This window comes from Bacillus sp. IS1, from assembly GCF_032461585.1.
GTDB classification, from domain to species: domain Bacteria; phylum Bacillota; class Bacilli; order Bacillales; family Bacillaceae; genus Bacillus; species Bacillus velezensis.
This window is the reverse complement of sequence record NZ_JAWCWR010000005.1, coordinates 185,615-211,102: the sequence shown is the minus strand read 5'-3', so window position 1 is coordinate 211,102 and position 25,488 is coordinate 185,615. Positions and strand designations below refer to the sequence as shown.

Below are 25,488 nucleotides of genomic sequence, written 5' to 3'. Positions count from 1 at the left end.
CTGCCGCGGAGCTCTTTTCATGGCAAGGAGGAAACAGCATGCAACACGACCATGTCGGTCAGATTTATGAACTTTTAGATGAAGCCGCCCAAGTGATAGCAGAAGGCCTTCAGATTTCTTATATTGAGGGGCTTGCGGAAGCGGGAGAAATGTATTTTCTTGAAAAGGCCGACCAGCTTCCGCTTCAGGAAAAGCAAACCGGCGAGCTTAACAGCCTGCTCGCGAAAGCAGACTTCAGAAAATGGGAGCATGAATGGATCCGCAAGGCGTTCCAGCTCGCCATTTTAAAAGGGCTCAAAGATAAGTCCCATCCGAACAGACAGATGACGCCTGATACGATCGGCCTTTTCATCAGTTACCTCGTGAATAAATTTACGGGCGGCCGAAAAGGCCTGACATTGCTGGACCCCGCCTGCGGCACCGGAAATCTTCTGCTGACCGCGGCAAACCAGCTTTCTGACAAAGCGGGAAAAAGTTTCGGCATTGAAATCGACGATGTCCTTCTGAAGATCGCATATGCGCAGGCGAATCTGCAGGAAAAAGAAATGGAGCTGTTCTGCCAGGACAGTCTTCAGCCGTTATTTATCGAACCGGCCGATGCAGTCATCTGCGATTTGCCGGTCGGCTACTATCCGAATGACGAAGGCGCTGAAGCGTATGAGCTGAAAGCGGATGAAGGCCACTCATTTGCCCACCACTTATTTATTGAGCAGAGCGTCAAACATACAAAACCGGGCGGATACTTATTTTTTATGATTCCGAACCATCTGTTTGACAGCGCGCAAAGCGATAAACTGAAGCGGTTTTTTGCGGAAAAAGTGTATATCAACGCCCTTCTTCAGCTGCCGGCTACTATGTTTAAAGACGAAGCGCAGGCAAAGAGCATTTTAATCTTGCAGAAAAAAGGAGAAGACGCAAAGCCGCCGAAACAAGCGCTTTTGGCGAATCTTCCTTCCTTTGCGAACCAGCAGGCGATGCGGGAGATGATGGCAAAATTGGATCAATGGATTCAAAAAGAAAAATAATGGCGAAAAAGCAGTGTGAGATGCAAAATCCCGCGCTGCTTTTGCTTTTTAAAATGAATGGAAATCAGGACGATAACACAAATTAAGGAAAGAAAATAACATTCCGTAAGGCGGTACCGTCCATTTGGCACAAATAAAATTTATCAGAAAATATCGACTTCATATTGTAAGCGGTACCAATGTGGATGTTGACTTGAAATGCTGAGTTGACAATGTTTAAATGGAAAAGTCAGATATTTTTTGGACTGCAATTATGGTCTGGGAAAAAAGAACGAACAAACGAAGAAGAATTTTGATAGGAGCGTCATTTATGTCTAAAATTATTGCAATTAACGCAGGAAGCTCATCTTTAAAATTTCAGTTATTCGAAATGCCTTCAGAAAAGGTGCTAACAAAAGGTTTAGTAGAACGGATCGGTATCGCCGACAGCGTTTTCACAATCTCTGTTAACGGCGAAAAAAATACAGAAGTGACAGATATTCCGGATCATGCGGTTGCGGTGAAGATGCTGCTTCACAAGCTGACTGAATTCGGTATTATAAAGGATTTAAATGAAATTGACGGAATCGGCCACCGTGTGGTTCACGGCGGAGAAAAATTCAGCGATTCTGTTTTGCTTACGGATGAAACAATCCGTGAGATTGAAGAGATTTCAGAACTTGCGCCGCTTCACAACCCGGCTAACATCGTCGGCATTAAAGCCTTTAAAGAAGTGCTTCCGAATGTGCCTGCGGTTGCAGTGTTTGATACGGCGTTCCACCAAACGATGCCTGAACAATCTTACCTGTACAGCCTACCGTACGAATACTACGAGAAATACGGCATCCGCAAATACGGTTTCCACGGCACTTCTCATAAATACGTGACACAGCGCGCAGCTGAGCTTCTCGGCCGCCCGCTTGAAGATTTGCGTCTGATTTCCTGCCACCTCGGTAACGGCGCAAGTATCGCGGCCGTAGAAGGCGGAAAATCCATTGATACGTCAATGGGCTTCACACCGCTTGCGGGTGTTGCGATGGGAACACGTTCAGGAAACATCGACCCTGCATTGATTCCGTACATTATGGAAAAAACGGATCAGACGGCAGATGAAGTATTAAATACGTTAAATAAAAAGAGCGGACTGCTTGGCGTATCCGGTTTCTCCAGCGACCTCCGCGATATCGTGGAAGCTTCAAAAGAAGGAAACGAAAGAGCGGAAACGGCTCTTGAAGTGTTTGCAAGCAGAATCCATAAATACATCGGTTCTTACGCTGCGAGAATGAGCGGCGTTGACGCGATTATTTTCACTGCGGGTATCGGTGAAAACAGCGTTGAAGTCAGAGAACGCGTGCTTCGCGGCTTAGAATTCATGGGTGTATATTGGGATCCTGCGCTGAACAACGTGCGCGGCGAGGAAGCGTTTATCAGCTACCCTCACTCTCCTGTCAAAGTCATGATCATTCCGACTGACGAAGAGGTCATGATCGCACGCGACGTTGTCCGCCTTGCACAGTAATGATCGAAAAAAGCACATCCTTTAGGGTGTGCTTTTTTATTGAATGCCCCAGAATCAAACGTTACGATATGTTTATTACATAAACGATGAGGTGAAGCAATGAGTGTGCATGAACATAAACAAGAAGCCCCGTCAGCGGTGCGCTGCAAGGTGATTACAGTCAGCGACACGAGAACGAAAGAAACCGACAAAAGCGGGCGCGTCATGATGGACTTCCTCAGGGAAGCGGGATTTGAAACGGTCGCTTATGACATTGTTAAAGATGAAAAAGATGAATTGCAGAAAGCCGTTTTATCCGGCTGTATGGATGAATATACAGATGCGGTGCTGTTAAACGGAGGGACGGGCATTGCCGAAAGGGATGTCACAATTGAAGCGGTCACGCCGTTGTTTTCAAAAGAACTCCCGGGATTCGGCGAGCTGTTCCGCATGCTGAGCTATACCGAGGACATCGGTTCCGCCGCCATTTTGTCCAGAGCGGAAGCGGGTGTGATCCAAAATACCGCAGTCTTCTGCACGCCCGGCTCCTCAGGCGCCGTAAAGCTTGCGATGAGTAAACTGATTATTCCTGAACTGCCCCATGTGCTCCGGGAAATCCGAAAAGATTTATAAATGTATAAAAAGGCTCTGCTCCGCTCAAAAAATTGGGTGGGGTTTTTTTTATAAAAGGCTTGAAAAAACAGAATTTACTTGTTACAGTGTATACATACAAAATGCATTTTTATTAATTAAAACTAATTTTTATACAAAGGGAGCTTTTAACATGGCAGAACAAAAAAAGGTTGTATTGGCATACTCAGGAGGTCTTGATACTTCTGTAGCGATAAAATGGCTGCAAGAACAGGGATACGATGTTGTTGCCTGCTGCTTAGATGTAGGGGAAGGAAAGGATTTGGCATTCGTTCAGCAAAAAGCGCTGGAAGTAGGCGCCGTAAATTCCTATGTGATTGATGCGAAAGAAGAATTCGCCCGGGAGTACGCGCTTATTTCTATGCAGGCCCATACAATGTATGAAGGCAAGTATCCGCTCGTATCTGCATTATCCCGTCCGTTAATCGCGAAAAAACTCGTTGAAGTCGCGGAAAAGGAAAACGCGGTGGCCGTAGCGCACGGCTGCACGGGAAAAGGCAACGATCAGGTTCGTTTCGAAGTATCCATTAAATCATTAAATCCTGATCTGGAGGTCATTGCTCCGGTCCGTGAGTGGCAATGGTCGCGTGAAGAAGAAATTGAATATGCCGCAAGCCGGGGCATTCCGATTCCGATCAATCTTGACAGCCCTTATTCCATCGATCAGAACCTATGGGGACGCGCCAATGAATGCGGTATATTAGAAGACCCGTGGGCGGCGCCGCCTGAAGGGGCATATGACCTGACAGCATCTCTTGAAAACACGCCGGACGTTCCGGAAATCATCGAAATCGCATTTGAAGCTGGTGTCCCGGTTTCAATCGACGGCGTAACCTACCCGCTCGCTGATTTAATTCTCAAGCTGAACGAGACTGCCGGAAAACACGGCATCGGCCGGATTGACCATGTGGAAAACCGCCTGGTCGGCATTAAGTCCCGTGAAGTTTATGAGTGCCCGGGCGCGATGACTTTGATTACGGCTCACAAAGAGCTTGAGGATCTGACTTTAGTGAAAGAAGTGGCCCATTTCAAACCGGCAATTGAACAAAAACTGTCTGAAATCATCTATAACGGTTTATGGTTCTCGCCGTTAAAAGACGCGCTGCTTGCATTCTTGAAAGAAACTCAAAAACACGTCACCGGCGTCGTGCGCGTCAAGCTGTTTAAAGGCCATGCCATTGTAGAAGGACGTAAGTCGGAATATTCACTCTACGATGAAAAACTTGCGACATATACAAAAGACGATGCTTTTGACCATCACGCGGCAATCGGTTTCATTGAGCTTTGGGGGCTGCCGACAAAAGTAAACAGCATTGTGAAAAAGAAGGAGCAGATTGAAGCATGAAGAAGCTTTGGGGAGGCCGTTTTCAAAAAACACCGGAAAAGTGGGTCGATGAGTTCGGCGCATCCATCACATTCGACCAAAACTTAGTCAAAGAGGATATTACAGGGTCTCTCGCTCATGCGGCAATGCTGAAAAAATGCGGCATTCTGACGGAAGAAGAAGAAGGCGCCATCCGACAGGGGCTGCAGATCCTCCTGCAAAAAGCAGAGGAAGGGACGCTTGAATTCTCTGTTGATTATGAAGATATCCATTTGAATATTGAAAAAATGCTGATCGAAGAAATCGGACCGCTAGGCGGCAAGCTCCATACCGGCAGAAGCCGGAATGACCAGGTGGCGACCGACATGCATTTGTATTTGAAAGATCATGTCTCACATATCATCGTACTGATTGAACAGTTCCAAAAAGCGCTGATCGAAAAAGCGGAGGCCAATGTCGAGACCATTCTGCCGGGGTACACCCATTTACAGCGGGCTCAGCCGATTTCTTTCGCCCACCATCTGCTTGCTTATTTTTGGATGCTTGAACGGGATAAAGAGCGTTTTCGCGATGCTATGAAGCGGATTAACATATCGCCGCTCGGATGCGGGGCGCTTGCCGGAACTACGTTTCCGATAGACCGTAACTATTCGGCGGAGCTGCTCGGTTTTGACGCCATTTATGAGAACAGTCTTGACGGAGTCAGTGACAGAGATTTTATTCTCGAGTTTTTAAGCGGCAGCAGCATGCTGATGATGCACCTTTCACGTTTATCAGAAGAAATCATTCTATGGTGCTCGCAGGAATTCAGATTCATTGAACTGGATGATACGTATGCGACGGGAAGCAGCATGATGCCGCAGAAGAAAAACCCCGACATGGCGGAGCTGATCCGCGGTAAAACCGGACGCGTATACGGTGATATGATGGGGCTTTTCACGATTATGAAAGGGCTCCCGCTCGCTTACAACAAAGACCTGCAGGAAGATAAAGAAGGCATGTTTGACACGGTGAAAACCGTTGAAGGAAGCCTTCAGATTTTCACGGGCATGATTGAAACGATGAAAGTAAACAAAGACATCATGAAACAAGCGACAAAACAAGATTTTTCAAACGCGACGGAACTTGCCGATTATTTAGCTAAAAAAGGCATGCCGTTCAGAGAAGCGCATGAAGTGGTCGGCAAGCTTGTGTACAGCTGCATTGAAAAAGGAATCTATTTAAGTGATATGGCATTTGAAGAATTCCTTCAAGCCAGCAGTCTTTTTGAAGAAGACATCTATACCGTGCTCGATCCGCATCATGCGGTTGAAAAAAGAATGAGCGCCGGCGGAACGGGTTTTCAGCAGGTAGAACAGGCGCTCGTAAAAGCAAAAGCCTGCGCAGGCATTTAATTTGCTGAAACTTCCTTCATATTTTCCCGTTATATCAGACACCCTACATCTATAAAGATGGGAGGTAGAAGGAATGCGCAAAGAACAAGACCGTTACATCTATGATGAAAAAGAAAGTGAAGAAACGGCCAGGCTCATCTCAGAGGCATACGAAAGCGGTTATGTCGGCATGGAGGAAGCCTCTGCTCCTTCAGAAAATTAAGCTGTCTGTAAAGACGGCTTTTTTTTCGTGCGGACGAAGTGCAAAAAAGTGATATTGCCGTTTGTTTATAGTAAAGTAGAGGGAGAAACGTCTTGATTTTATTGAAGCGGCAACGTTGCCTGGGGAGGGTATTCAATGTGCGACATGCTCTAATCACTGCCGGTACAAAGGGATTGGGCCGAAAAGTGACTGAAATGCTTCTGGAAAAAGGCTTTTCTGTCACAGTGAATTACAGACAAGACGAAGAAGCGGTCGCCTGTCTGAAGGCGGATTATCCCGGGTGCCATGACAGATTGCAATTCGTTAAGGGCGATGTAACCCGGAAAGAAGATCTCATGCGGATCGCCGATGCAGCCCTTCAGCGGTTTGGAAGGATTGACATACTGATTAACAATGCCGGGCCGTACATATTTGAGCGCAAAAAGCTTGCCGATTACTCCGATGACGAATGGTATGACATGCTTGAAGGGAATTTAAGCGCCGTTTTCCATCTGTTTAAAGCGGTTATCCCGGTCATGAGACAGCAGCGGTTTGGCCGGATTATTACATACGGTTTTCAAGGAGCGGACCATGCCCCCGGCTGGCTTCACCGTTCCGCTTTCGGAGCGGCTAAAGTCGGATTGGCTTCGTTAACGAAAACCATTGCGATTGAAGAAGCTGAATCAGGCATTACGGCCAATATGGTCTGCCCGGGTGATATTGTAGGAGATATGAAAGAAGCGTCTATAGAGGAAGCAAGACGGAAAATCGGCAAAGAAAAGACGCCGATCGGCAGGTCCGGAACCGGAGAGGACATTGCGAGAATCATCGCCTTTTTATGTGAGGAAGATTCCGATCTTGTAACCGGAACGGTCATTGAAGCAACAGGCGGGCTGAATGTGATTAACAGGCATCAATCCCTGTAAGTTTTTTCGTTTGTCAAAAAGGGAACTTGATAAATATTAATTTTTTATGAGGTGAAAACGATGAAAGTGACTTATCACGGACATTCTGTCATTCAAGTGGAAACGAAAACCCATAACATTATTTTTGATCCGTTTCTGACCGGAAACAGTCTGACAAATTTGAAACCGGAAGAAGTGAAAGCGGATGTCATCCTGCTTACTCACGGACACAATGACCATGTCGGAGATACAGAGCAGATCGCTAAACAAAACGATGCGCTCGTCATTGCGCCGAACGAGCTTGCCGTTTATCTCGGCTTTAAAGGTTTAAAGGTCCACCCGATGCATATCGGCGGGGCGCGCCAATTTGATTTCGGCAAAGTGAAACTGACACAGGCATTCCACGGATCGGCGGTCACTGATGAAGAAAACAAAACCATTACGTACACGGGGATGCCTGCCGGGATTTTATTGACGATTGACGGCAAAACGATTTTCCACGCCGGAGACACGGCGCTGTTCTCAGATATGAAACTGATCGGGGAACTGAATCACATTGACCTGGCGTTTCTGCCGATCGGTGATAACTTCACCATGGGCCCTGAAGATGCAAAACTCGCGGCTGAATGGCTGAGAGCGAAACAGGTCGTTCCCGTTCATTACAATACATTTCCTGTCATTGAACAGGACCCTGACGCTTTCGCCGAAAGTCTGCCCGGAGGCGTCGGCAAAGTCATGGCGGCCGGCGAGACCATTGAGCTTGCCTGACATATGTGTCAAAGACCTTCTGAATCAAGCATTCAGAAGGTCTTTTTGTGATGCCGCCTTTTTTCGGGCGTCTCATTGCGAATGAATCCCCCGTACCCTTATAATAAAAGCAGAAGACTGTCCTTAGAGGTGAAACGCTTGGCAACAAAGCATGAACAAATCCTATCATACATAGATTCGCTTCCTGTCGGTGAAAAAATTTCGGTCAGAAGAATTGCGAAAGAAATGAAAGTCAGTGAAGGAACGGCTTACAGAGCCATTAAGGAAGCCGAAAACAAAGGATTCGTTTCCACTATTGAACGTGTGGGGACCATCCGGATTGAACAGAAGAAAAAAGAAAATATTGAAAAGCTGACATACGCCGAGGTCGTCAATGTGATAGACGGCCAGGTGCTCGGCGGAAAAGCCGGTCTGCATAAAACGTTGAATAAGTTTGTGATCGGCGCGATGGAGCTTGACGCGATGATGCGTTACACAGCGGCGGGGAACCTGTTAATCGTCGGGAACCGAATCAACGCCCACCGCCAGGCGCTTGAAGCGGGCGCGGCTGTTTTGGTAACGGGAGGGTTTAATACCGACGACAGCATTATCGAGCTGGCCGATATGCTTGAGCTTCCGATTCTCTCCACGAGCTACGATACCTTTACGGTAGCCGCGATGATCAACCGGGCGATCTATGATCAGCTCATAAAAAAAGAGATTGTGCTCGTGGAAGACATTTTGACGCCCGCAGATCGGACAGTGACGCTGTCCCCTAAGGATAAGCTGGAGAAATGGTACGAAAAGAACTATGAAACCGGACACGGCCGCTTCCCGGTTATCGATCAGCAGATGAAAATCCACGGAATCCTCACATCGAAAGATATCGCGGGGCATGACCGGTCAGTTCCGATTGAAAAAGTAATGACCAAAAACCCTGTCACGGTGATCGGGAAAACATCTGTCGCCTCAGCGGCTCAAATGATGGTTTGGGAAGGAATTGAAGTGCTTCCGGTGACAGACGGGCATCACAAACTGATCGGAATGATCAGCCGCCAGGATGTCCTAAAAGCGCTTCAAATGGTTCAAAAGCAGCCTCAGGTCGGTGAAAAGCTGGATGATATTGTTTCAAGGGGATTTAAAGAAGAGGAAGATGACAAAACGCCGGCCGTTTATCAATATGAAGTCACGCCGCAAATGACCAATCAGCTCGGCACGATTTCTTACGGGGTGTTTACGACGATTTTAACCCAGGCCGCCAGCCGATTTTTACGCTCCCGCAAACGCGGCGAGCTGGTCATTGAAAGCATTACGATTTTCTTCCTGAAGCCCGTACAGATGGAGTCGGTCATTGAAGTGAAACCGCGCATTTTAGAGGCGGGCCGGAAATTCGGGAAAATGGAAGTGGAAGTGTCAAGCCAAAGCGGCATCGTTTCAAAAGCGATGCTCATGGTGCAGCTGATGGAGAGAAGTTAAGGGACGCACCCGGGTCCCTTTGCATTCATTATGCGTGGTCCCTCTCCGCTTCCTTTGCATGGATGGGCTCATAATGCTTATAGGCTCTATACCCGGCCCATGCGCTGCCTGCTCCGATTAAAATGAAGACGCCGCCGATGACCAGGGTCAGGACGGAGTGAAACAGAATCATTTGGTTTACTCCGTACAAAAGCACCAGCGCACCTAATGCCATACTTGATTTAGCCGAAAAACATTCCTTCTCCAGCGCCCGTTTCGTCTGGATTCCTTTTACTTTGTAATACACGTAAAAGCAGGCAGAAAGCCCGATGAGAAAAACAAAAACCAGCATAAATGAAATCCTCCATTATATGAGTTTGCAAAACCGTTTATACCGTTACTGAAAGATTTTCCTTTTCCATGGATAAAGAGTATGATTAAATGAATAAAAACGAAAAGGAGAAAACGATGAAATCCGAACTGATCAGAACCATATCATTATATGACACCATTATCTTACATAGACATGTGAGGCCTGACCCGGACGCCTACGGTTCACAGTGCGGCCTTACGGAAATCCTGCGGGAAACGTATCCCGAAAAAAATATTTTTGCCGTCGGACAGCCTGAGCCGTCCTTGTCTTTTTTATATTCCCTCGATGAGGTGGATGACGAAACCTATAAAGATGCTCTTGTCATCGTGTGCGACACCGCAAACCAAGGCAGGGTCGACGATCAGCGCTACCATTCCGGCGCAAAGCTCATGAAAATAGACCACCATCCAAATGAAGATCCGTATGGCGATCTGTTATGGGTCGATACGAATGCAAGCTCCGTAAGCGAAATGATCTATGAGCTGTACCTGGAAGGAAAGCAGCACGGCTGGAAACTGAATACGAAAGCAGCTGAGCTGATCTACGCGGGTATCGTCGGTGATACGGGGCGCTTCTTATTCCCGAACACCACAAAAAAGACATTAAAATACGCGGGAGAGCTCATTGAGTTCCCATTTTCATCGTCAGAGCTGTTCAATCAATTGTATGAAACAAAATTAAATGTGGTGAAGCTTAACGGCTTTATTTATCAAAATGTGTCACTGTCTGAAAACGGCGTCGCTTCCGTTTTCATTAAAAAAGACATTTTGGAGACATATGGAACCACCGCTTCTGAAGCGTCGCAGCTTGTCGGAACACTCGGAAATATTTCGGGTATCCGCGCTTGGGTGTTTTTCGTAGAAGAAGACGATCAAATCAGAGTCCGGTTCCGTTCAAAAGGTCCGGTCATCAACGGAATTGCCCGGAAATACAATGGCGGCGGACATCCGCTTGCGGCCGGCGCATCCATCTTCAGCTGGGATGAAACCGATCAGATTCTTGCTGATCTGGAAGAGATATGTAACGAACACAAGTAGAGGGGAGACCCTCTTTCTTAGTGTTCATCTGTCACGGGGATGAACCAGCAGCCGAATTCAGTCAGGTCTTCGTAGACGCGGAGATTACAGATTTGGAGTTCTTTTTTTATGAGGGAAGCGAGTGTGTCTGTTTCTGCATATGCGGAATAGCCTTGTCTGATTCGGGCTGCATGATCTTTTGCCAAGCGTCGTTCACTAAAAACCTCCATTTTCCCTTCCTCCCTTCAGAATCATTGAAAATGTCTCATCTACAGTTTATAAAAAAGCGGAGAAAAAAGCGACAGATCTATGGAAAATTTTTAAAAATGACATAATTACGTCGCAAAAGAAATATGAATTTCGACAGACAATCTCGTATAAATCGTCAGTTCCTTTACTTCAGCTTTAAATTCCTTCTCATTTATGGTGTATATTTTGTTTTCGATCGTCCGTTTTAAAAGCTCCTTTGTTTTATACACGCTTTCAATATCCTTTGTGATGACTTCAGAAATATTATCTTTCACTTGTTCCTCAAATTTCATCTTGTCAGGCTGGGCGATTCTGTATTTTTCCCCATTGATCAGCTTCACATCAACACTTTGGATGAGCAGCCTTTGCTTATTATCCTCATTTAATTTATGAAGATCTTTCTGATAGATGGAGATTTGGTTTTTTAAATCCCGCGCGTGCTCCCGCTGCTTTTCAATTAACGTCACCTGTTCTTCCTGAAACGTTCCGTATGTAAACAAAAAGAACAGCCAGCTGACGATGGCTCCGCACATCATTCCCGCAAAAAAACGCTGCCATCCCGGTTTTTTATAATACTCGGGAATTCTCATGATGACATATTCTCCTGGGTCAGCCATGAAATAATCAGCCAGCCGGTCTGCGCGCCGCCCATTGCTGAAATAATTAAAAGAAGCTGTTTGAAGATGTCGCGCGTGTTGCCTTCCCACAGCCCCCGCTCGAAACTGTATACCGCGTCAAATGTTCCCCCGATGGCCGCGACAAGCGCCCAAATCTTCAGCCTGTTCGCCAATTTTGTGATCGCCGTCAGCGGAGGCTCGCCTGATAAATAAGCTCCGAGGCCGCCGATCAGCGCGCCGCCGAGCAACACACCGAGGGCGATAAAATAACTGCTGATGAAATTCGCCATAAATCCGGCTTCCTGATCCATATATACACCACCTCACTTTTCTATCATATTGAGCGAAACGGACAAGTATGATGATGAGTCAAAAAAGAACATTTGTTTCTTAAGAAAACCCGTCTTATAATGTAGAAAGGCAAAATGAACGTATGGGAAAGGAGTGGCGGCATTGTCTTTTGTTCACCTGCAAGTACATAGCGGCTACAGCCTGTTAAACAGCGCCGCTTCTGTAAAAGAGCTTGTTGCACAAGCGAAGGAACTCGGATATTCATCATTGGCGCTGACGGACGAAAATGTGATGTACGGCGCCATTGAGTTTTATAAAGCATGCAAATCAAACGGAATTAAGCCGATTATCGGTCTGACGGCTTCTATATACACGGACGATACGGAGCTTGAAGCACACCCGCTCATTCTTTTAGCAGAGACAAACACGGGATATCAGAACCTGGTGAAAATCTCAAGTGCGCTGCAATCCATGGCAAAGGGCGGTATGAAGCGAAAATGGATGAAGAGCTATCATGAGGGGCTGATCGCCATTACGCCCGGTGAAAACGGGTACATTGAAAGCCTGCTTCAAGCCGGGAAATTTGAAGAAGCGGTCCGGGCTGCCAAAGGTTTCCGGGAGCTGTTCGGAGACGGCCGTTTTTATTTAGGGTACCAGCCGTTTAAAGGACATGAGACGTTATCAGAAGAGATTCTCCGCCTGTCAGCCGAAACGGAAATCGCTGTCTGCGCTGCGGGGGATGTCCGTTATATCAAGAAAGAAGATCAAGATGCGTACCGCTGTCTGTGCGCTATTAAAGCTGGAGAGAAATGGGAGGATCAGAGCGGGAATCTGCCGGACTTATACTTGAGGACGCCTGAAGAAATGGCAGAGTTTTACACGCGGCATCCGGAAGCGATTGAAGCAGCCGCGCGTATCGCCCGGCAATGCCGGGTCGATGTCAGCCTCGGACAGACACAGCTTCCGTCTTTTCCGGCGCCGGACGGCAAATCAGCCGATGACTATTTGGCGGAGATCTGTCATGAGGGGCTGCGCCTCCGTTTCGGCACTCCTGATGAGCGCGCTGTCCGCCGGCTTGAATATGAGCTGGACGTCATCAGGCGCATGAAATTCAGTGATTATTTTCTCATCGTATGGGACTTTATGAAGTATGCGCATGAAAAGGGCATTGTGACAGGTCCGGGAAGAGGGTCCGCGGCAGGCTCGCTTGTCGCTTACTCCCTTTTCATTACCGACGTGGATCCGCTTAAACATTCTCTGCTGTTTGAGAGGTTTCTTAATCCCGAGCGGATCAGCATGCCGGATATTGATATCGATTTCCCTGATACGAGAAGGGATGAGGTCATTCAGTATGTACAAAATAAGTACGGGGCCATGCACGTCGCCCAGATTATCACCTTCGGGACATTGGCCGCAAAGGCGGCGTTAAGGGATACCGGGAGAGTGTTCGGAATCAGCCCGAAAGAAGCCGACCAGCTTGCCCGCCTGATTCCGTCAAAACCGGGAATGACGCTTGAGGAGGCGAGGCGGCAGTCCGCTCAGCTGAACAGGCGGCTGTCCGAATCCGCCGTTCTTCATAAAGTGTTTCAGATCGCAAGGAAAATTGAAGGTCTTCCGCGGCACACGTCAACACACGCGGCGGGGGTCGTTCTCAGTAAAGAGCCGCTTTCTGAAGTTGTCCCTCTTCAAGAAGGGCATGACGGCGTGTATTTAACGCAGTATGCGATGGATCACTTGGAAGATCTCGGTCTTTTAAAAATGGACTTTTTAGGTTTGCGCAACCTGACGCTTATTGAATCCATTAAAACGATGATTGAAAAAGAGACGAATACGAAAATTGATTTTTCCGAGATTTCTTATCAGGATGAAAAAACGTTCTCGCTATTGTCAAACGGTGATACGACGGGTATTTTCCAGCTGGAATCATCAGGAATGAGAAACGTGCTGAAACGCCTGAAGCCGTCAAGACTGGAAGACATTGTCGCGGTTAACGCGCTTTACAGGCCGGGACCGATGGAAAATATTCCGTTATTTATCGACCGGAAGCACGGGCGGGCGCGTGTGGAAGTGCCGCACGAGGACGTAAGAAATATTCTCAGTGACACTTACGGCGTCATCGTCTATCAAGAACAGATAATGATGATCGCCTCGCGCATGGCAGGGTTTTCATTAGGTGAAGCGGATCTGCTCAGACGGGCTGTCAGCAAAAAGCAAAAGGACATTCTGGACAGAGAGCGAAGCCATTTTGTTGAAGGGTGCTTAAAAAAGGAGTATTCTGTAGTCACTGCAAACGAGGTCTACGATCTGATTGTAAAATTCGCTAACTACGGATTCAACAGAAGCCATGCTGTCGCATACAGCATGATCGGCTATCAGCTCGCCTATTTAAAAGCCCATTATCCGTTATATTTTATGTGCGGGCTGTTGACGAGCGTCATCGGCAATGAGGACAAAATATCGCAATATCTGCATGAAGCGAAGGGGAGCGGGATTCAAGTCCTTCCGCCGTCAATAAACAAAAGCGGTTTTCCGTTTGCGCCGGAAAACGGAGCCGTCAGATACAGTTTGCGGGCCGTTAAAAACGTAGGCGTCTCGGCAGTGAAAGATATTTATAAAGCAAGAACACATAAACCGTTCGAGGATCTTTTCGATTTCTGCTTTCGCGTACCTGCAAAAAGCGTGAATCGGAAAACCATCGAAGCCCTTATATTTTCTGGCGCCATGGACGAATTCAATCAAAATCGCGCAGCCTTGCTGGCCTCCGTTGATGTGGCTTTAGAGCACGCTGAACTTTTTCGTGCAGACGATGACCAAATGGGATTGTTTTTGGAAGAATCGTTCTCCATTAAGCCAAAATATGTAGAGGCTGAGGAATTTCCGCTCGTGGACAAGCTTCGGTTCGAAAAAGAAGCTCTCGGTGTTTATTTCTCAAGCCATCCTTTGTCTGCTTTCAGGGATCTCCTGAAAAAACGGGGGGCGCAAGCGATCACAGCAGCGCGGCAGATGCCGAAGGGGCAGCTGTCAATCGGCGCTTTGCTCGCGGGCATCAAAACGATTCGGACAAAGACAGGTCAGCATATGGCGTTTCTCACATTAAGCGATGAAACGGGAGAAATGGAAGCCGTCGTGTTTCCTGACCAATATAGAAGGCTGTCTCCGCTGTTAGAAGAAGGCGCGCTTTTGTTCGCCGCCGGAAAAATGGAAGAGCGTCAGGAGAAGACACAATTCATCATGTCATCCGCCTCTCTTCTTGAGCAGACGGAGGCAGACAGAGCGCCGTCTGTTTACATCAAAATCGAAGGCAGCCGGCACAATCAGGAGTTTTTGGAAAAGATGAAGCGTATTTTACTGGAGCATAAAGGGGAAACCGGCGTTTATCTTTATTATGAAAAAGACAAGCAGACGATCAGGCTGCCGGATACTTTTCATATTCAGGCGGACCATCAGGTGTTATACCGTTTAAAAGAGCTGCTGGGCCGCGAAAACGTCGTGTTAAAATAGTGGTAACAATAATCGTTTTGTTATACAATTGAAACAATTGTGCTATCTTATTTAAAGATTCTGAAATTTTTCACCTCCAGCGATTGTACCAGTCTATGCGGCAGAATATGTAACAAAGTACTTAAAAGGAGTGTTTAGAATGTCATTAAGAGAAGAAGCGTTACATTTACACAAAGTAAATCAAGGAAAGCTGGAATCAAAAGCAAAGGTAGAAGTCAGAAACGCGGACGACTTAAGCCTTGCCTACTCTCCCGGAGTAGCTGAGCCTTGTAAAGAGATTTATGACGATAAAAATAAAGTATATGATTATACAATGAAGGGGAACATGGTAGCAGTCGTAACAGACGGATCAGCCGTTCTCGGTCTCGGTAATATCGGGCCTGAAGCTTCTCTTCCGGTCATGGAAGGGAAAGCGGTACTGTTCAAAAGTTTCGCGGGCGTGGATGCATTCCCGATCGCGCTTGACACAAACGATGTGGACAAAATCATTGACACTGTAAAGCTGCTTGCACCGACATTCGGCGGTGTCAACCTTGAAGATATTGCGGCGCCGAACTGCTTCATTATCGAAGAGCGCCTGAAAAAAGAAACAAACATTCCGGTTTTCCACGATGATCAGCACGGCACTGCCATCGTAACCGTTGCCGGACTTGTAAACGCGCTGAAATTATCAGGAAAATCCATGTCATCCATTAAAGTTGTGGCAAACGGAGCGGGAGCGGCAGGCATCGCGATCATCAAGCTTCTTTACCATTTCGGCGTACGCGACATCGTAATGTGCGACTCTAAAGGGGCGATTTACGAAGGGCGTCCGGCCGGCATGAACGCAGTGAAAAACGAAGTGGCGAAGTTTACAAACCAAGACCGCAACGACGGTTCGCTGCAGGATGTCATTAAAGATGCAGACGTCTTTATCGGCGTATCAGTCGAAGGCGCGCTGACGAAAGAAATGGTGGAAAGCATGGCGAAAGATCCGATTATCTTCGCAATGGCCAACCCGAATCCGGAAATCATGCCTGAAGACGCGCGCGCAGCCGGCGCAAGCGTAATCGGAACAGGCCGTTCTGATTTCCCGAACCAGGTCAACAACGTTCTGGCATTCCCTGGAATTTTCCGCGGGGCGCTTGACGTTCGCGCGACTCACATCAACGAAGAAATGAAAATTGCTGCGGTTGAAGCGATTGCTTCCCTCGTTTCAGAGGAAGAATTAAGCGCTGATTATGTCATCCCGGCTCCATTTGACAAACGTGTGGCTCCTGCCGTTGCGAAAGCTGTTGCGAAAGCAGCGATGGAAACGGGGGTCGCCAGAATTACGGTCGATCCTGAGGAAGTGGCTGAAAAAACAAGACAGCTCACGGTCATCGGCGAATAATAACACAAAAATGAAATGGCAGCGCGTTGGAAAAAAAACAACGCGCTGCTGTTCAATATACGGACTGCTGGCATTTTTTTAAGGGCAGGTCTTAAAAAAATTTCAGCAGAATCCTTATTTCTTTTGAAAACGCTGACAGATAAGGCTGAACAACGCTTTTTACGGTATGAAATCCGTCCGTTTCCGTCTGTTTTGCAGCAAAAAATGTCGAATGGAGGATGACACCGTTTGACAAAAAAAGTACAATAGTTTCGGTAAAGTTATTATTAAGTCTATCTAATCGGAAGACATGCAGTGAAGAGAACCCTTCACAAAAGGGAGGTAATCATTTGTTAAAGGATATATTCACAAAAAAGAAAAAATATGCTTCCGTGCCGTCTGAGCAGGCAAAACATGATGTTCCGGAAGGCATTATGACAAAGTGCCCCAAATGTAAAAAAATCATGCTCACAAAAGAGTTAGATAAAAACCTGCGCGTCTGCATGAACTGCGGGCACCATTTCCCGATGAATGCAAAGCAGCGCATTGAAAGCCTCCTGGATGAAGATTCATTCGAAGAATTCAACCAGGGAATGATATCTGAAAACCCGCTCGGTTTCCCGGGATACTTAGAAAAAATCGAAAAAGACCGTGAGAAAACATCGCTAAATGAAGCGGTGGTTACCGGAAAAGGAACCATCGGCGGATTCCCGGCCGTGATCGCGATCATGGATTCAACATTCCGAATGGGCAGCATGGGTTCGGTTGTCGGCGAAAAAATCACGCTTGCAATTGAAAAAGCAAAAGAGGAAAAAGTCCCGTTTATCATCTTTACCGCTTCCGGCGGCGCACGTATGCAGGAGGGGGTCTTAAGCCTTATGCAAATGGCCAAGACAAGCTCTGCATTAAAACTGTTCAGTGAGGAGCAGGGACTGATTATTTCTGTCATGACCCATCCGACGACAGGCGGCGTATCGGCCAGTTTCGCGTCTCTCGGTGATTATAATTTCGCTGAACCGGGCGCCTTGATCGGATTTGCCGGAAGACGTATTATTGAACAGACGATCGGGGAAAAACTGCCGGAAGATTTCCAGACGGCGGAATTTTTATTAAAGCACGGCCAGCTTGATGCGGTGATTCACCGAAACGACATGAAAGACAAACTCGCATTTCTGCTGGACATGCACCAAACAGGAGGTGAGCATGAGTGGCTGCAAGATTAGAATTTGAAAAACCAGTGATTGAACTGCAGACGAAAATCGCCGAACTGAAAAAATTCACCCAAGATTCGGAGATGGATTTAAGCGCTGAAATCGCAAGGCTTGAAGACCGGCTAAGCAAGCTCCAGGATGAGATTTATAAAAACCTGAAGCCGTGGGACAGAGTGCAGATCGCACGCCTTCCCGACCGGCCGACGACGCTTGATTACATTCAATATCTGTTTACCGACTTTTTTGAGTGCCACGGAGACAGAACATACGGAGATGATGCTGCGATTGTCGGCGGAGTCGCCAAATATCACGGCATGCCGGTCACCGTCATCGGACATCAGCGCGGAAAAGACACGAAAGAAAACCTCGTCCGCAATTTCGGGATGCCTCACCCTGAGGGCTACCGCAAAGCGCTTCGTCTCATGAAGCAGGCGGATAAGTTCAACCGCCCGATTATCTGCTTCATCGACACGAAGGGAGCGTACCCGGGTAAAGCGGCGGAGGAACGGGGACAAAGTGAAGCCATCGCCAAGAACCTGTTCGAGATGGCCGGCCTGACAGTGCCTGTCGTTTGTATCGTCATCGGGGAAGGCGGCAGCGGAGGCGCGCTTGCATTAGGTGTGGGCAACCGCATGCTGATGCTTGAGAACTCGACGTATTCCGTTATTTCTCCTGAAGGAGCCGCGTCCATTTTGTGGAAAGACTCCAGCCTTGCGAAAAAAGCGGCCGAAACCATGAAGATTACTGCGCCCGATTTATTAGAATTAGGAATTATTGATGATATGATTAAAGAAGTGAAGGGCGGAGCTCACCATGATATCAAGCAGCAGGCGGGCTACATTGACGGTATTCTTAAAGAAACGTTAAAATCTCTTCTTCAAATGAACGCCGAAGAATTGATCTCACAGCGCTATGAAAAATATAAAGCAATCGGGAAAGTTTCGGTTGAAGATCAATATATCGGGGTAAACTGAATAGACGTGAAGCCTATGGCTCACGTTTATTTTTTGTGATTTTTGTGATATTCCTTAAATTTTATTTAAAAACAATTTATTTAATTGTATAATAGGTAAGGTTTCATGGGAGCTCAGGCGTCCCTTTTCATTGTTTTAGGGCAATGATCATGATATGTTTAACATATATATGTTGCTGAGGTGAATAGGAAATGAAGCGTATAGGAGTTTTAACGAGCGGCGGGGATTCCCCGGGTATGAACGCTGCGGTGCGCGCGGTTGTGCGGAAAGCTATCTACCACGACGTCGAAGTGTACGGAATTTATAACGGTTATTCAGGATTAATCAGCGGAAAAATAGAGAAACTGGAGCTTGGTTCGGTCGGTGACATCATCCACCGCGGTGGAACAAAGCTGTACACGGCCAGATGTCCTGAATTCAAAACAGTTGAAGGCCGTGAAAAAGGAATCGAAAATTTAAAGAAACTCGGCATTGAAGGTCTTGTCGTCATCGGCGGAGACGGTTCATACATGGGTGCGAAAAAATTAACGGAACACGGGTTTCCGTGTGTAGGTGTACCGGGTACGATAGATAATGACATCCCGGGAACTGATTTTACGATCGGATTTGATACGGCGCTAAATACCGTAATTGATGCGATTGATAAAATCCGTGACACCGCTACGTCTCATGAGCGTACATACGTTATTGAAGTGATGGGGCGCCATGCGGGCGACATTGCTTTATGGGCAGGTCTTGCAGGCGGAGCGGAATCAATTTTAATTCCTGAAGCGGACTACGATATGCAGGAAATTATCGGCCGTTTGAAGAGAGGGCACGACCGCGGCAAAAAACACAGTATCATCATCGTTGCAGAAGGGGTAGGCAGCGGGGTTGAATTCGGAAAACGCATCGAAGAAGAAACGAACCTTGAAACACGGGTATCCGTTTTAGGGCACATCCAGCGCGGCGGATCTCCAAGCGCTTCTGACCGGGTTCTTGCAAGCCGCCTCGGCGCTTACGCGGTTGAGCTTCTGCTTAAAGGAAAAGGCGGACGCTGCGTAGGTATACAAAACAACAAGCTTGTAGACCATGATATTATAGAAATTTTAGAATCAAAACATACTGTTGAACCAAACATGTATCAGCTTTCAAAAGAACTGTCTATTTAAGGCGGAAGAAGCTGAAGATTTCAGAAGGAAGTGAACGAGTTGAAAAAAACAAAAATCGTTTGTACAATCGGTCCGGCCAGTGAAAGTGTAGAAATGCTGACAAAATTGATGGAAGCGGGTATGAACGTTGCTCGTCTGAATTTTTCACACGGTGATTTCGAAGAGCACGGCGCAAGAATCAAAAACATCAGAGAAGCAAGCAAAAAGCTCGGCAAAAACGTGGGGATTCTCCTCGATACGAAAGGTCCGGAAATCCGCACGCACGATATGGAAAACGGCGCGCTTGAGCTTCAGGCGGGAAATGAAATTATCGTTTCGACGAAACAGGTGCTGGGAACGCTTGAAAAATTCTCAGTTTCTTATGAAGGCCTGGCAGACGACGTGTCAGCAGGGTCTATCATCCTGTTGGATGACGGTTTAATCGGATTGGAAGTGCTGGAATCAAATCCGGAAAAACACGAAATCAAAACAAAAATCTTAAACAGCGGCACGCTGAAAAATAAAAAAGGCGTAAACGTTCCCGGCGTCAGCGTCAACCTTCCCGGAATTACTGAAAAAGACGCCAAAGACATCGTATTCGGTATCGAGCAAGGCGTTGATTTCATCGCTGCGTCATTTGTACGCCGTTCTACGGATGTCCTGGAAATCCGCGAACTGCTTGAAGAGCATAACGCGTCTGACATTCAAATCATTCCTAAGATCGAGAACCAGGAAGGCGTGGACAACCTGGATGCGATCCTGGAAGTATCTGACGGCTTAATGGTAGCGCGCGGAGACCTCGGCGTAGAGATTCCGGCCGAAGAAGTGCCGCTCGTGCAAAAAGAAATGATCAAAAAATGCAACGCGCTTGGCAAACCGGTTATTACTGCGACACAAATGCTTGACAGCATGCAGCGCAACCCTCGTCCGACACGCGCTGAAGCAAGTGACGTTGCCAACGCCATTTTCGACGGCACAGACGCTATCATGCTTTCCGGTGAGACGGCTGCGGGACAATATCCTGTCGAGGCGGTTCAAACAATGTTTAACATCGCCACACGCACGGAAGAATCTCTGAACTACAAAGAAATTCTGTCTAAACGCAGAGATCAGGTCGGCATGACGATTACCGATGCGATCGGCCAATCAGTTGCGCACACGGCGATCAATCTGAGTGCGGCAGCTATCGTTACCCCTACAGAAAGCGGCCATACGGCGCGTATGATCGCGAAATACCGTCCGCAGGCTCCGATTGTAGCCGTTACGGTTAATGAGTCTGTATCACGCAAACTCGGCCTTGTATTCGGTGTATTCCCGGCAAGCGGCCAAAACGCGAATTCAACCGATGAAATGCTTGAAGACGCGGTTCAAAAATCACTTGACAGCGGCATCGTGAAACGCGGTGATCTGATTGTCATTACAGCAGGTTCTGTCGGTGAATCAGGCACGACGAATCTGATGAAAGTCCACACTGTCGGCAGCGTTATCGCGAAAGGGCAAGGCATCGGACGCAAATCTGCATTCGGTCCGGTCGTTGTTGCAAAAAATGCGAAAGAAGCTGAACAAAAAATGACAGACGGCGCAGTATTGGTTGCTTCAAGCACTGACCGCGACATGATCGCTTCACTTGAAAAAGCATCAGCGCTCATCACTGAGGAAGGCGGTCTGACAAGCCATGCAGCCGTTGTCGGTTTAAGCTTGGGCATTCCGGTTATCGTCGGTCTGGAGAACGCAACTTCAGTTTTAACAGAAGGACAGGTTATCACAGTTGACGCTGCCCGCGGCGCTGTGTATGAAGGCCGCGCAAGCGTTCTTTAAACAGCTTTAAAAAAGAGAGGGGGGTTCTCCCTTCTCTTTTGTCTTTAGGCTGATTTTTCTATTCCCATGCGGGCGGTGACACGCTTTTAGAAGGGCGGGAGGGCAGAAAAATGAGAGTTTTATTCTTACTGTTTATCGTGTGTCCGGCAATTGAAATCGGCTTGTTTCTGCTGGCGGGAAAATGGCTCGGTATTTTTCCGACCTTCCTTCTCATCATTTTGACAGGCGTGTTAGGCGCCTTGGTGGCAAAAAGACAGGGAACCGATGTGTATCATCGGGTGATGCGCGACCTGCAGCACGGCAAAATGCCGGGGGAAGCGCTTCTTGACGGAATATGCGTCTTTTTCGGAGGCCTGCTTTTGATGCTTCCGGGTTTTCTGTCCGATATTGCAGGGGCCTGTCTTCTGATTCCGTTCACTCGGAACCGCATGAAGCCGCTTTTGTTCAAATGGCTGAGAGGAATGTCAAAAAACAAGCGGATCATTATCAAATAAAAACGGCAGCCTTCTTACAGGGCTGCTGTTTTTATTTGGACTGAACAGTAATATAGGCCCATATTTCTTTTAAAGCGCCCGTTGTGATAAAGGCCTGAATGAAAACGAGCAGCGCGGGCCCCGCAGCCAGTCCTAAAATTCCGAACAGTTTAAAGCCGGCAAACAGGGCGATTAAGGTCGCAAGCGGATCAAGTCCGATTGACTTGCTTAAAATTTTCGGCTCCGTCAGCTGGCGCTGAATGAGAACCACAATATATAAAATACCGAGACCGATCGCTTGAGGAAGCTGACCGGCAATGGCCAAATACATAATCCAGGGAACAAAGACCGACCCGGCGCCGAGATACGGGAGCAGATCAACCAGGCCGATAAAAAAGGCGATGGTTGCCGCATGCTCAATCCCTAAAAGAAAAAGTCCGATAAAGACAATGATCATCGTGAAAAGGATGAGCACGGCCTGCGCCTTAATGAAACCTGCCATCGCTTTTTTCAGCTCTCCCGATACGGCCTTGGCGTTTGCCGAAACCCGTTCCGGAAGAATGGAATAAAGCAGCGCCTTCAGCTTATGCCAGTCCTTTGTCATAAAAAAAGTCGCCAGCATTGCGAAAATGAAGACGGCAGCTGTATTGGGAAGGAAGGCAATCCATTTCGGCACCAGCTCCAAAAGATGTGAAAGCATCAGCCCCGCATTTTTAGCGGCTGTATCACCGAGGGTCTGAATATGCGTCACGATGGATGCCTGCTGATTGGTTTCCAGTCCGTTAAATAGGACGGTCAGCTCGTGGTACAATGGCTGAATGCGGGAAGTGAACAGCTCTTCGCAATACGTCATAAAGGCGCTGATATGGGGAGGGAGCGTTTTGGCCAGATAGGCGGTTCCCGAAATGATTTCCGCAACGAGAAATGTCGCCGCGCCAAGAAGAATAAGCAAAAAGAAGACCAGGACAATGACTGTATTGACTGACCGGGGCATCCCCGTCAGTTTGTCCAGCCAGTCAACTACGGGAATGATCGCTGATGACAGAATAAGGGCGATCAGAAACGGATAAGTTAACGGAAATGAGGCGTAACCGGCCGCTAAAGCGCCGCCGGCCGCAGCGAGTACAAACAGCGCGCGGAAAAAAACAATTGCATAGTGCGGATTCACATCGATCCTCCTCTCGGTCGGCACGTCCTATTACATTAGTTTATTCGTCAAAAAAAAGGATATGAATACAGATATGATGAAAGAAGGTGCTTTCAGGATGTTTACACAGGCGAATTTATTTTTACTATTATTGCTGGCCATCGCATTGGTAGCCAAAAATCAGTCATTGCTTTTTGCCGTCGGCTTTCTCATTGTGATAAAAGCTGTCGGTCTTGATCAGAAACTATTTCCGGTTATTCAGTCAAAAGGCATCAACTGGGGGGTCACCGTCATTACAATCGCCGTTTTAGTGCCGATTGCCACAGGTGATATCGGTTTTAAACAGCTCGCAGAAGCGATGAAATCATATTATGCGTGGATCGCTCTCGGTGCCGGGATCGCGGTTGCCTTAATCGCCAAAAACGGTCTCACCTTATTGGAAAACGACCCTCATATTACAACGGCGCTGGTCATCGGCACCATACTTGCCGTCGCGCTTTTCGGAGGCGTCGCCGTCGGCCCGTTAATCGGCGCCGGAATCGCCTACTTGGCCATGCAAATCGTTAAAATATTCACTTCGTAAAGTAAAAAAGCGGCGTAAAGCTGCTTTTTTTTGTGGAGAAAATTAGAGTTTGCACTTGCGCATTTTGTAGTTCAGACAAATGCCATTTGCATTATTCCGATGAATGGAGTGGCTTACCATGTAACAAAGAACTTCGGGATTGACGGCGCACATGGAGCGAAAACAGCGATTGCAGTAATTCCAATTGATGAATGGATTAAAAGCTGATGGAATTTATGCGCTGATACCAAAGCAAAGCTTGAAGTGTTGTTCAAAATAAGCGGAGACCCTTTCCTTCAATTTGAAAGTTTGTTAAATTTATAATGAGAATGAAAAAACACAATTCGGTTGGTAGTCCGGATGCATGATTTAAAATGTCAGTAACCTTCCCCTCCTCGGGATGTCCATCATTCTTCAGTAAATTTAGGAGGAGGGAATCGTTATGAAATTAACGGTTTACTACGATGGTCAGTTTTGGGTAGGAGTCATTGAAGTTGTGAATGATGGGAAATTAAGAGCAATTCGTCATTTGTTTGGACAAGAGCCAAAGGATTCAGAAATAATGCATTTTGTTAATAATCAACTTTTACCGACTCTCTCCCACACTGAACAAGAAAGGGTTTGTGTTAAAGCAAAATCTAAGAAATTAAACCCAAAAAGATTGCAACGACAAGCTTCTAAAGAGATGAAAAATATCGGGATATCAACTAAGGCACAAAAAGCGATAAAACAGGAGCTTGAAGCAAGAAAAGAAAAGAAAAAACAACTGAATAGAAAACAAAGAGAAAAAATAAAGGAACAAAAATATTTAATCAGAAAACAAAAAGCAAAAGAAAAGCATAGGGGCAAATAGTCGGAGAACCCGATAAAGCCCTCCGATTAAAAAGTTGAGCGGCATCAGTTAGTTTCTTCGGACTGATTTAGAGAAAAAGAAGTATAAGTCAGAGCCCTTCTCGAGATGAGGAGGGTTTTTCTGCAATTTATTTAAATTCACTTACATCAGTAAATGAGTCAGTTTCAATTGATGAACGGTTTGATGAAGATATTTACGGCCCGAAATCAGCAAATGCAGTCAAACGATTCCAGTCCATGTACGGCGTGACTGCTGACGGCATTCATGGGCCAAAGACAAAGATGAAACTAAGAACTCTTTTGGAATAATAAAAAGCCCCATCTCTCATTGAGAGGGGGCTTTTTTTGTATATATAGCATAATTATATAGCTCCGTTAATATAACCATTTATTGATTGAATAAATCCTGCGTCAGCTTTAATTTTTGCCGTAATCTCCCCAGTCACATTAACCTCTAATAATCCCTCTTCATCATTATTTATCTCGATGTTTCCTCTGTATGTATCTGATGTTGTTTTCATTTCTAAAGAATGAATATCAAAAAAGTCGACTTGAAGAGCAATTGAGTTGTATCCTAAATTAGCCCATTTCTTAGGAGGGTTTTCTGCATAAAATGGCATGTCAAAATGTAATGTTACTTTTCTGCCTTCCTCCTTTATGTAAATTCCTTCGATGCGTACATTTTCTAAATTTGGCACCTCATTATATAAACTATTTAAAAAACGACTCTCTTCAATCTTTGTGTACCACATAAAATCACCTCA

Annotated in this window: 26 protein-coding genes; 20 read left to right on the top strand and 6 right to left on the bottom strand. The window is 46.8% G+C overall.

What is annotated here, in order from left to right:
• Nucleotides 1–38 precede the first annotated feature (38 nt).
• From RUW00_RS17900 to RUW00_RS17860, 9 genes are all read left to right on the top strand, one after another.
• Nucleotides 39–1,025: a class I SAM-dependent methyltransferase gene (locus RUW00_RS17900; protein ID WP_014418629.1), complete on the top strand. Its 987-nt coding sequence runs from the start codon at nucleotides 39–41 to the stop codon at nucleotides 1,023–1,025.
• Between the two features lie 310 nt (nucleotides 1,026–1,335).
• Entirely contained in the window at nucleotides 1,336–2,523 is a 1,188-nt protein-coding gene (locus RUW00_RS17895; RefSeq protein WP_007408053.1) for an acetate kinase, read from the top strand.
• A gap of 99 nt (nucleotides 2,524–2,622) precedes the next feature.
• On the top strand, nucleotides 2,623–3,135 hold the full coding sequence (locus RUW00_RS17890) for a MogA/MoaB family molybdenum cofactor biosynthesis protein (RefSeq protein WP_095272595.1): 513 nt from the start codon (nucleotides 2,623–2,625) through the stop codon (nucleotides 3,133–3,135).
• A gap of 151 nt (nucleotides 3,136–3,286) precedes the next feature.
• Complete coding sequence (locus RUW00_RS17885; protein WP_003152428.1) at nucleotides 3,287–4,498, top strand: argininosuccinate synthase; 1,212 nt, start codon at nucleotides 3,287–3,289, stop codon at nucleotides 4,496–4,498.
• The gene (gene argH / locus RUW00_RS17880) at nucleotides 4,495–5,871 is read left to right on the top strand and encodes an argininosuccinate lyase (RefSeq protein ID WP_280145382.1); all 1,377 of its coding nucleotides are present in this window, start codon (nucleotides 4,495–4,497) and stop codon (nucleotides 5,869–5,871) included. The genes RUW00_RS17885 and argH overlap by 4 nt, the downstream gene beginning before the upstream one ends.
• A 73-nt stretch (nucleotides 5,872–5,944) precedes the next feature.
• Complete coding sequence (locus RUW00_RS17875; RefSeq protein WP_007408056.1) at nucleotides 5,945–6,073, top strand: hypothetical protein; 129 nt, start codon at nucleotides 5,945–5,947, stop codon at nucleotides 6,071–6,073.
• A gap of 137 nt (nucleotides 6,074–6,210) precedes the next feature.
• The gene (locus tag RUW00_RS17870) at nucleotides 6,211–6,978 is read left to right on the top strand and encodes an SDR family oxidoreductase (RefSeq protein ID WP_017418355.1); all 768 of its coding nucleotides are present in this window, start codon (nucleotides 6,211–6,213) and stop codon (nucleotides 6,976–6,978) included.
• A gap of 60 nt (nucleotides 6,979–7,038) precedes the next feature.
• Nucleotides 7,039–7,725 carry a metal-dependent hydrolase gene (locus RUW00_RS17865; protein WP_007613083.1) on the top strand — a complete coding sequence of 229 codons (687 nt, stop codon included), beginning with the start codon at nucleotides 7,039–7,041 and terminating at the stop codon, nucleotides 7,723–7,725.
• A gap of 138 nt (nucleotides 7,726–7,863) precedes the next feature.
• A complete protein-coding gene (locus RUW00_RS17860; protein WP_007408058.1) occupies nucleotides 7,864–9,180 on the top strand; it encodes a CBS domain-containing protein in 1,317 nt (438 codons plus the stop codon).
• 28 nt (nucleotides 9,181–9,208) lie between these two features.
• On the opposite strand, the gene RUW00_RS17855 is transcribed toward RUW00_RS17860, so the two are convergent.
• Nucleotides 9,209–9,511, bottom strand: a complete 303-nt coding sequence (locus RUW00_RS17855; protein WP_014418625.1) for a YtpI family protein — start codon at nucleotides 9,509–9,511, stop codon at nucleotides 9,209–9,211.
• Between the two features lie 116 nt (nucleotides 9,512–9,627).
• On the opposite strand from RUW00_RS17855, the gene RUW00_RS17850 reads away from it, so the two are divergent.
• Complete coding sequence (locus tag RUW00_RS17850; protein WP_014418624.1) at nucleotides 9,628–10,569, top strand: DHH family phosphoesterase; 942 nt, start codon at nucleotides 9,628–9,630, stop codon at nucleotides 10,567–10,569.
• Nucleotides 10,570–10,586: 17 nt separating this feature from the next.
• Here the strand turns inward: RUW00_RS17850 and RUW00_RS17845 are convergent, their stop codons facing one another.
• The 3 genes from RUW00_RS17845 to ytrH form a co-directional block, all read right to left on the bottom strand.
• Nucleotides 10,587–10,778, bottom strand: a complete 192-nt coding sequence (locus RUW00_RS17845) for a YtzJ family protein (RefSeq protein ID WP_003152436.1) — start codon at nucleotides 10,776–10,778, stop codon at nucleotides 10,587–10,589.
• A 105-nt stretch (nucleotides 10,779–10,883) separates the two neighbouring features.
• The gene (gene ytrI, locus RUW00_RS17840) at nucleotides 10,884–11,387 is read right to left on the bottom strand and encodes a sporulation membrane protein YtrI (RefSeq protein WP_007408062.1); all 504 of its coding nucleotides are present in this window, start codon (nucleotides 11,385–11,387) and stop codon (nucleotides 10,884–10,886) included.
• Nucleotides 11,384–11,725 carry a sporulation membrane protein YtrH gene (ytrH, locus tag RUW00_RS17835; RefSeq protein ID WP_017418353.1) on the bottom strand — a complete coding sequence of 114 codons (342 nt, stop codon included), beginning with the start codon at nucleotides 11,723–11,725 and terminating at the stop codon, nucleotides 11,384–11,386. The genes ytrI and ytrH overlap by 4 nt, the downstream gene beginning before the upstream one ends.
• Nucleotides 11,726–11,867: 142 nt before the next feature.
• Here ytrH and dnaE point away from each other — a divergent pair, with 142 nt between their 5' ends.
• From dnaE to RUW00_RS17800, 7 genes are all read left to right on the top strand, one after another.
• Nucleotides 11,868–15,206 carry a DNA polymerase III subunit alpha gene (dnaE, locus tag RUW00_RS17830; RefSeq protein WP_280145381.1) on the top strand — a complete coding sequence of 1,113 codons (3,339 nt, stop codon included), beginning with the start codon at nucleotides 11,868–11,870 and terminating at the stop codon, nucleotides 15,204–15,206.
• A 139-nt stretch (nucleotides 15,207–15,345) separates the two neighbouring features.
• Entirely contained in the window at nucleotides 15,346–16,578 is a 1,233-nt protein-coding gene (ystJ, locus tag RUW00_RS17825) for an NADP-dependent malic enzyme (RefSeq protein ID WP_007613079.1), read from the top strand.
• Nucleotides 16,579–16,907: 329 nt separating this feature from the next.
• Entirely contained in the window at nucleotides 16,908–17,780 is an 873-nt protein-coding gene (gene accD / locus RUW00_RS17820) for an acetyl-CoA carboxylase, carboxyltransferase subunit beta (protein WP_017418350.1), read from the top strand.
• Nucleotides 17,765–18,742: an acetyl-CoA carboxylase carboxyl transferase subunit alpha gene (accA, locus tag RUW00_RS17815; RefSeq protein WP_014418621.1), complete on the top strand. Its 978-nt coding sequence runs from the start codon at nucleotides 17,765–17,767 to the stop codon at nucleotides 18,740–18,742. The genes accD and accA overlap by 16 nt, the downstream gene beginning before the upstream one ends.
• Nucleotides 18,743–18,933: 191 nt before the next feature.
• On the top strand, nucleotides 18,934–19,893 hold the full coding sequence (gene pfkA, locus RUW00_RS17810) for a 6-phosphofructokinase (protein WP_007408068.1): 960 nt from the start codon (nucleotides 18,934–18,936) through the stop codon (nucleotides 19,891–19,893).
• Between the two features lie 39 nt (nucleotides 19,894–19,932).
• Nucleotides 19,933–21,690 carry a pyruvate kinase gene (gene pyk / locus RUW00_RS17805; protein WP_007408069.1) on the top strand — a complete coding sequence of 586 codons (1,758 nt, stop codon included), beginning with the start codon at nucleotides 19,933–19,935 and terminating at the stop codon, nucleotides 21,688–21,690.
• Between the two features lie 110 nt (nucleotides 21,691–21,800).
• Nucleotides 21,801–22,184, top strand: a complete 384-nt coding sequence (locus RUW00_RS17800; RefSeq protein ID WP_012118168.1) for an FxsA family protein — start codon at nucleotides 21,801–21,803, stop codon at nucleotides 22,182–22,184.
• Between the two features lie 31 nt (nucleotides 22,185–22,215).
• On the opposite strand, the gene ytvI is transcribed toward RUW00_RS17800, so the two are convergent.
• Nucleotides 22,216–23,331 (bottom strand): sporulation integral membrane protein YtvI, encoded by a 1,116-nt coding sequence (ytvI, locus tag RUW00_RS17795; protein WP_280145380.1) that lies wholly within the window; start codon nucleotides 23,329–23,331, stop codon nucleotides 22,216–22,218.
• Nucleotides 23,332–23,428: 97 nt separating this feature from the next.
• On the opposite strand from ytvI, the gene RUW00_RS17790 reads away from it, so the two are divergent.
• The 3 genes from RUW00_RS17790 to RUW00_RS17780 all read left to right on the top strand — a co-directional run bounded on the left by RUW00_RS17790 (nucleotide 23,429) and on the right by RUW00_RS17780 (nucleotide 25,033).
• Entirely contained in the window at nucleotides 23,429–23,893 is a 465-nt protein-coding gene (locus RUW00_RS17790; protein ID WP_025649717.1) for a DUF441 domain-containing protein, read from the top strand.
• 421 nt (nucleotides 23,894–24,314) lie between these two features.
• The gene (locus tag RUW00_RS17785; protein ID WP_280145379.1) at nucleotides 24,315–24,725 is read left to right on the top strand and encodes a YjdF family protein; all 411 of its coding nucleotides are present in this window, start codon (nucleotides 24,315–24,317) and stop codon (nucleotides 24,723–24,725) included.
• Nucleotides 24,726–24,808: 83 nt separating this feature from the next.
• On the top strand, nucleotides 24,809–25,033 hold the full coding sequence (locus RUW00_RS17780) for a peptidoglycan-binding domain-containing protein (protein WP_315956720.1): 225 nt from the start codon (nucleotides 24,809–24,811) through the stop codon (nucleotides 25,031–25,033).
• 53 nt (nucleotides 25,034–25,086) lie between these two features.
• On the opposite strand, the gene RUW00_RS17775 is transcribed toward RUW00_RS17780, so the two are convergent.
• The gene (locus RUW00_RS17775; RefSeq protein WP_280145378.1) at nucleotides 25,087–25,476 is read right to left on the bottom strand and encodes an Imm50 family immunity protein; all 390 of its coding nucleotides are present in this window, start codon (nucleotides 25,474–25,476) and stop codon (nucleotides 25,087–25,089) included.
• Nucleotides 25,477–25,488 lie beyond the last annotated feature (12 nt).

Bases quoted from the DNA above. Each gene is read 5' to 3' on its own strand.
- RUW00_RS17900 (WP_014418629.1), top strand. From the start codon at position 39: ATGCAACACGACCATGTCGGTCAGATTTATGAACTTTTAGATGAAGCC.
- RUW00_RS17895 (WP_007408053.1), top strand. From the start codon at position 1,336: ATGTCTAAAATTATTGCAATTAACGCAGGAAGCTCATCTTTAAAATTT.
- RUW00_RS17890 (WP_095272595.1), top strand. From the start codon at position 2,623: ATGAGTGTGCATGAACATAAACAAGAAGCCCCGTCAGCGGTGCGCTGC.
- RUW00_RS17885 (WP_003152428.1), top strand. From the start codon at position 3,287: ATGGCAGAACAAAAAAAGGTTGTATTGGCATACTCAGGAGGTCTTGAT.
- argH (WP_280145382.1), top strand. From the start codon at position 4,495: ATGAAGAAGCTTTGGGGAGGCCGTTTTCAAAAAACACCGGAAAAGTGG.
- RUW00_RS17875 (WP_007408056.1), top strand. From the start codon at position 5,945: ATGCGCAAAGAACAAGACCGTTACATCTATGATGAAAAAGAAAGTGAA.
- RUW00_RS17865 (WP_007613083.1), top strand. From the start codon at position 7,039: ATGAAAGTGACTTATCACGGACATTCTGTCATTCAAGTGGAAACGAAA.
- RUW00_RS17855 (WP_014418625.1), bottom strand. From the start codon at position 9,511: ATGCTGGTTTTTGTTTTTCTCATCGGGCTTTCTGCCTGCTTTTACGTG.
- RUW00_RS17850 (WP_014418624.1), top strand. From the start codon at position 9,628: ATGAAATCCGAACTGATCAGAACCATATCATTATATGACACCATTATC.
- RUW00_RS17845 (WP_003152436.1), bottom strand. From the start codon at position 10,778: ATGGAGGTTTTTAGTGAACGACGCTTGGCAAAAGATCATGCAGCCCGA.
- ytrI (WP_007408062.1), bottom strand. From the start codon at position 11,387: ATGAGAATTCCCGAGTATTATAAAAAACCGGGATGGCAGCGTTTTTTT.
- ytrH (WP_017418353.1), bottom strand. From the start codon at position 11,725: ATGGATCAGGAAGCCGGATTTATGGCGAATTTCATCAGCAGTTATTTT.
- ystJ (WP_007613079.1), top strand. From the start codon at position 15,346: ATGTCATTAAGAGAAGAAGCGTTACATTTACACAAAGTAAATCAAGGA.
- pfkA (WP_007408068.1), top strand. From the start codon at position 18,934: ATGAAGCGTATAGGAGTTTTAACGAGCGGCGGGGATTCCCCGGGTATG.
- RUW00_RS17800 (WP_012118168.1), top strand. From the start codon at position 21,801: ATGAGAGTTTTATTCTTACTGTTTATCGTGTGTCCGGCAATTGAAATC.
- RUW00_RS17790 (WP_025649717.1), top strand. From the start codon at position 23,429: ATGTTTACACAGGCGAATTTATTTTTACTATTATTGCTGGCCATCGCA.
- RUW00_RS17785 (WP_280145379.1), top strand. From the start codon at position 24,315: ATGAAATTAACGGTTTACTACGATGGTCAGTTTTGGGTAGGAGTCATT.
- RUW00_RS17775 (WP_280145378.1), bottom strand. From the start codon at position 25,476: ATGTGGTACACAAAGATTGAAGAGAGTCGTTTTTTAAATAGTTTATAT.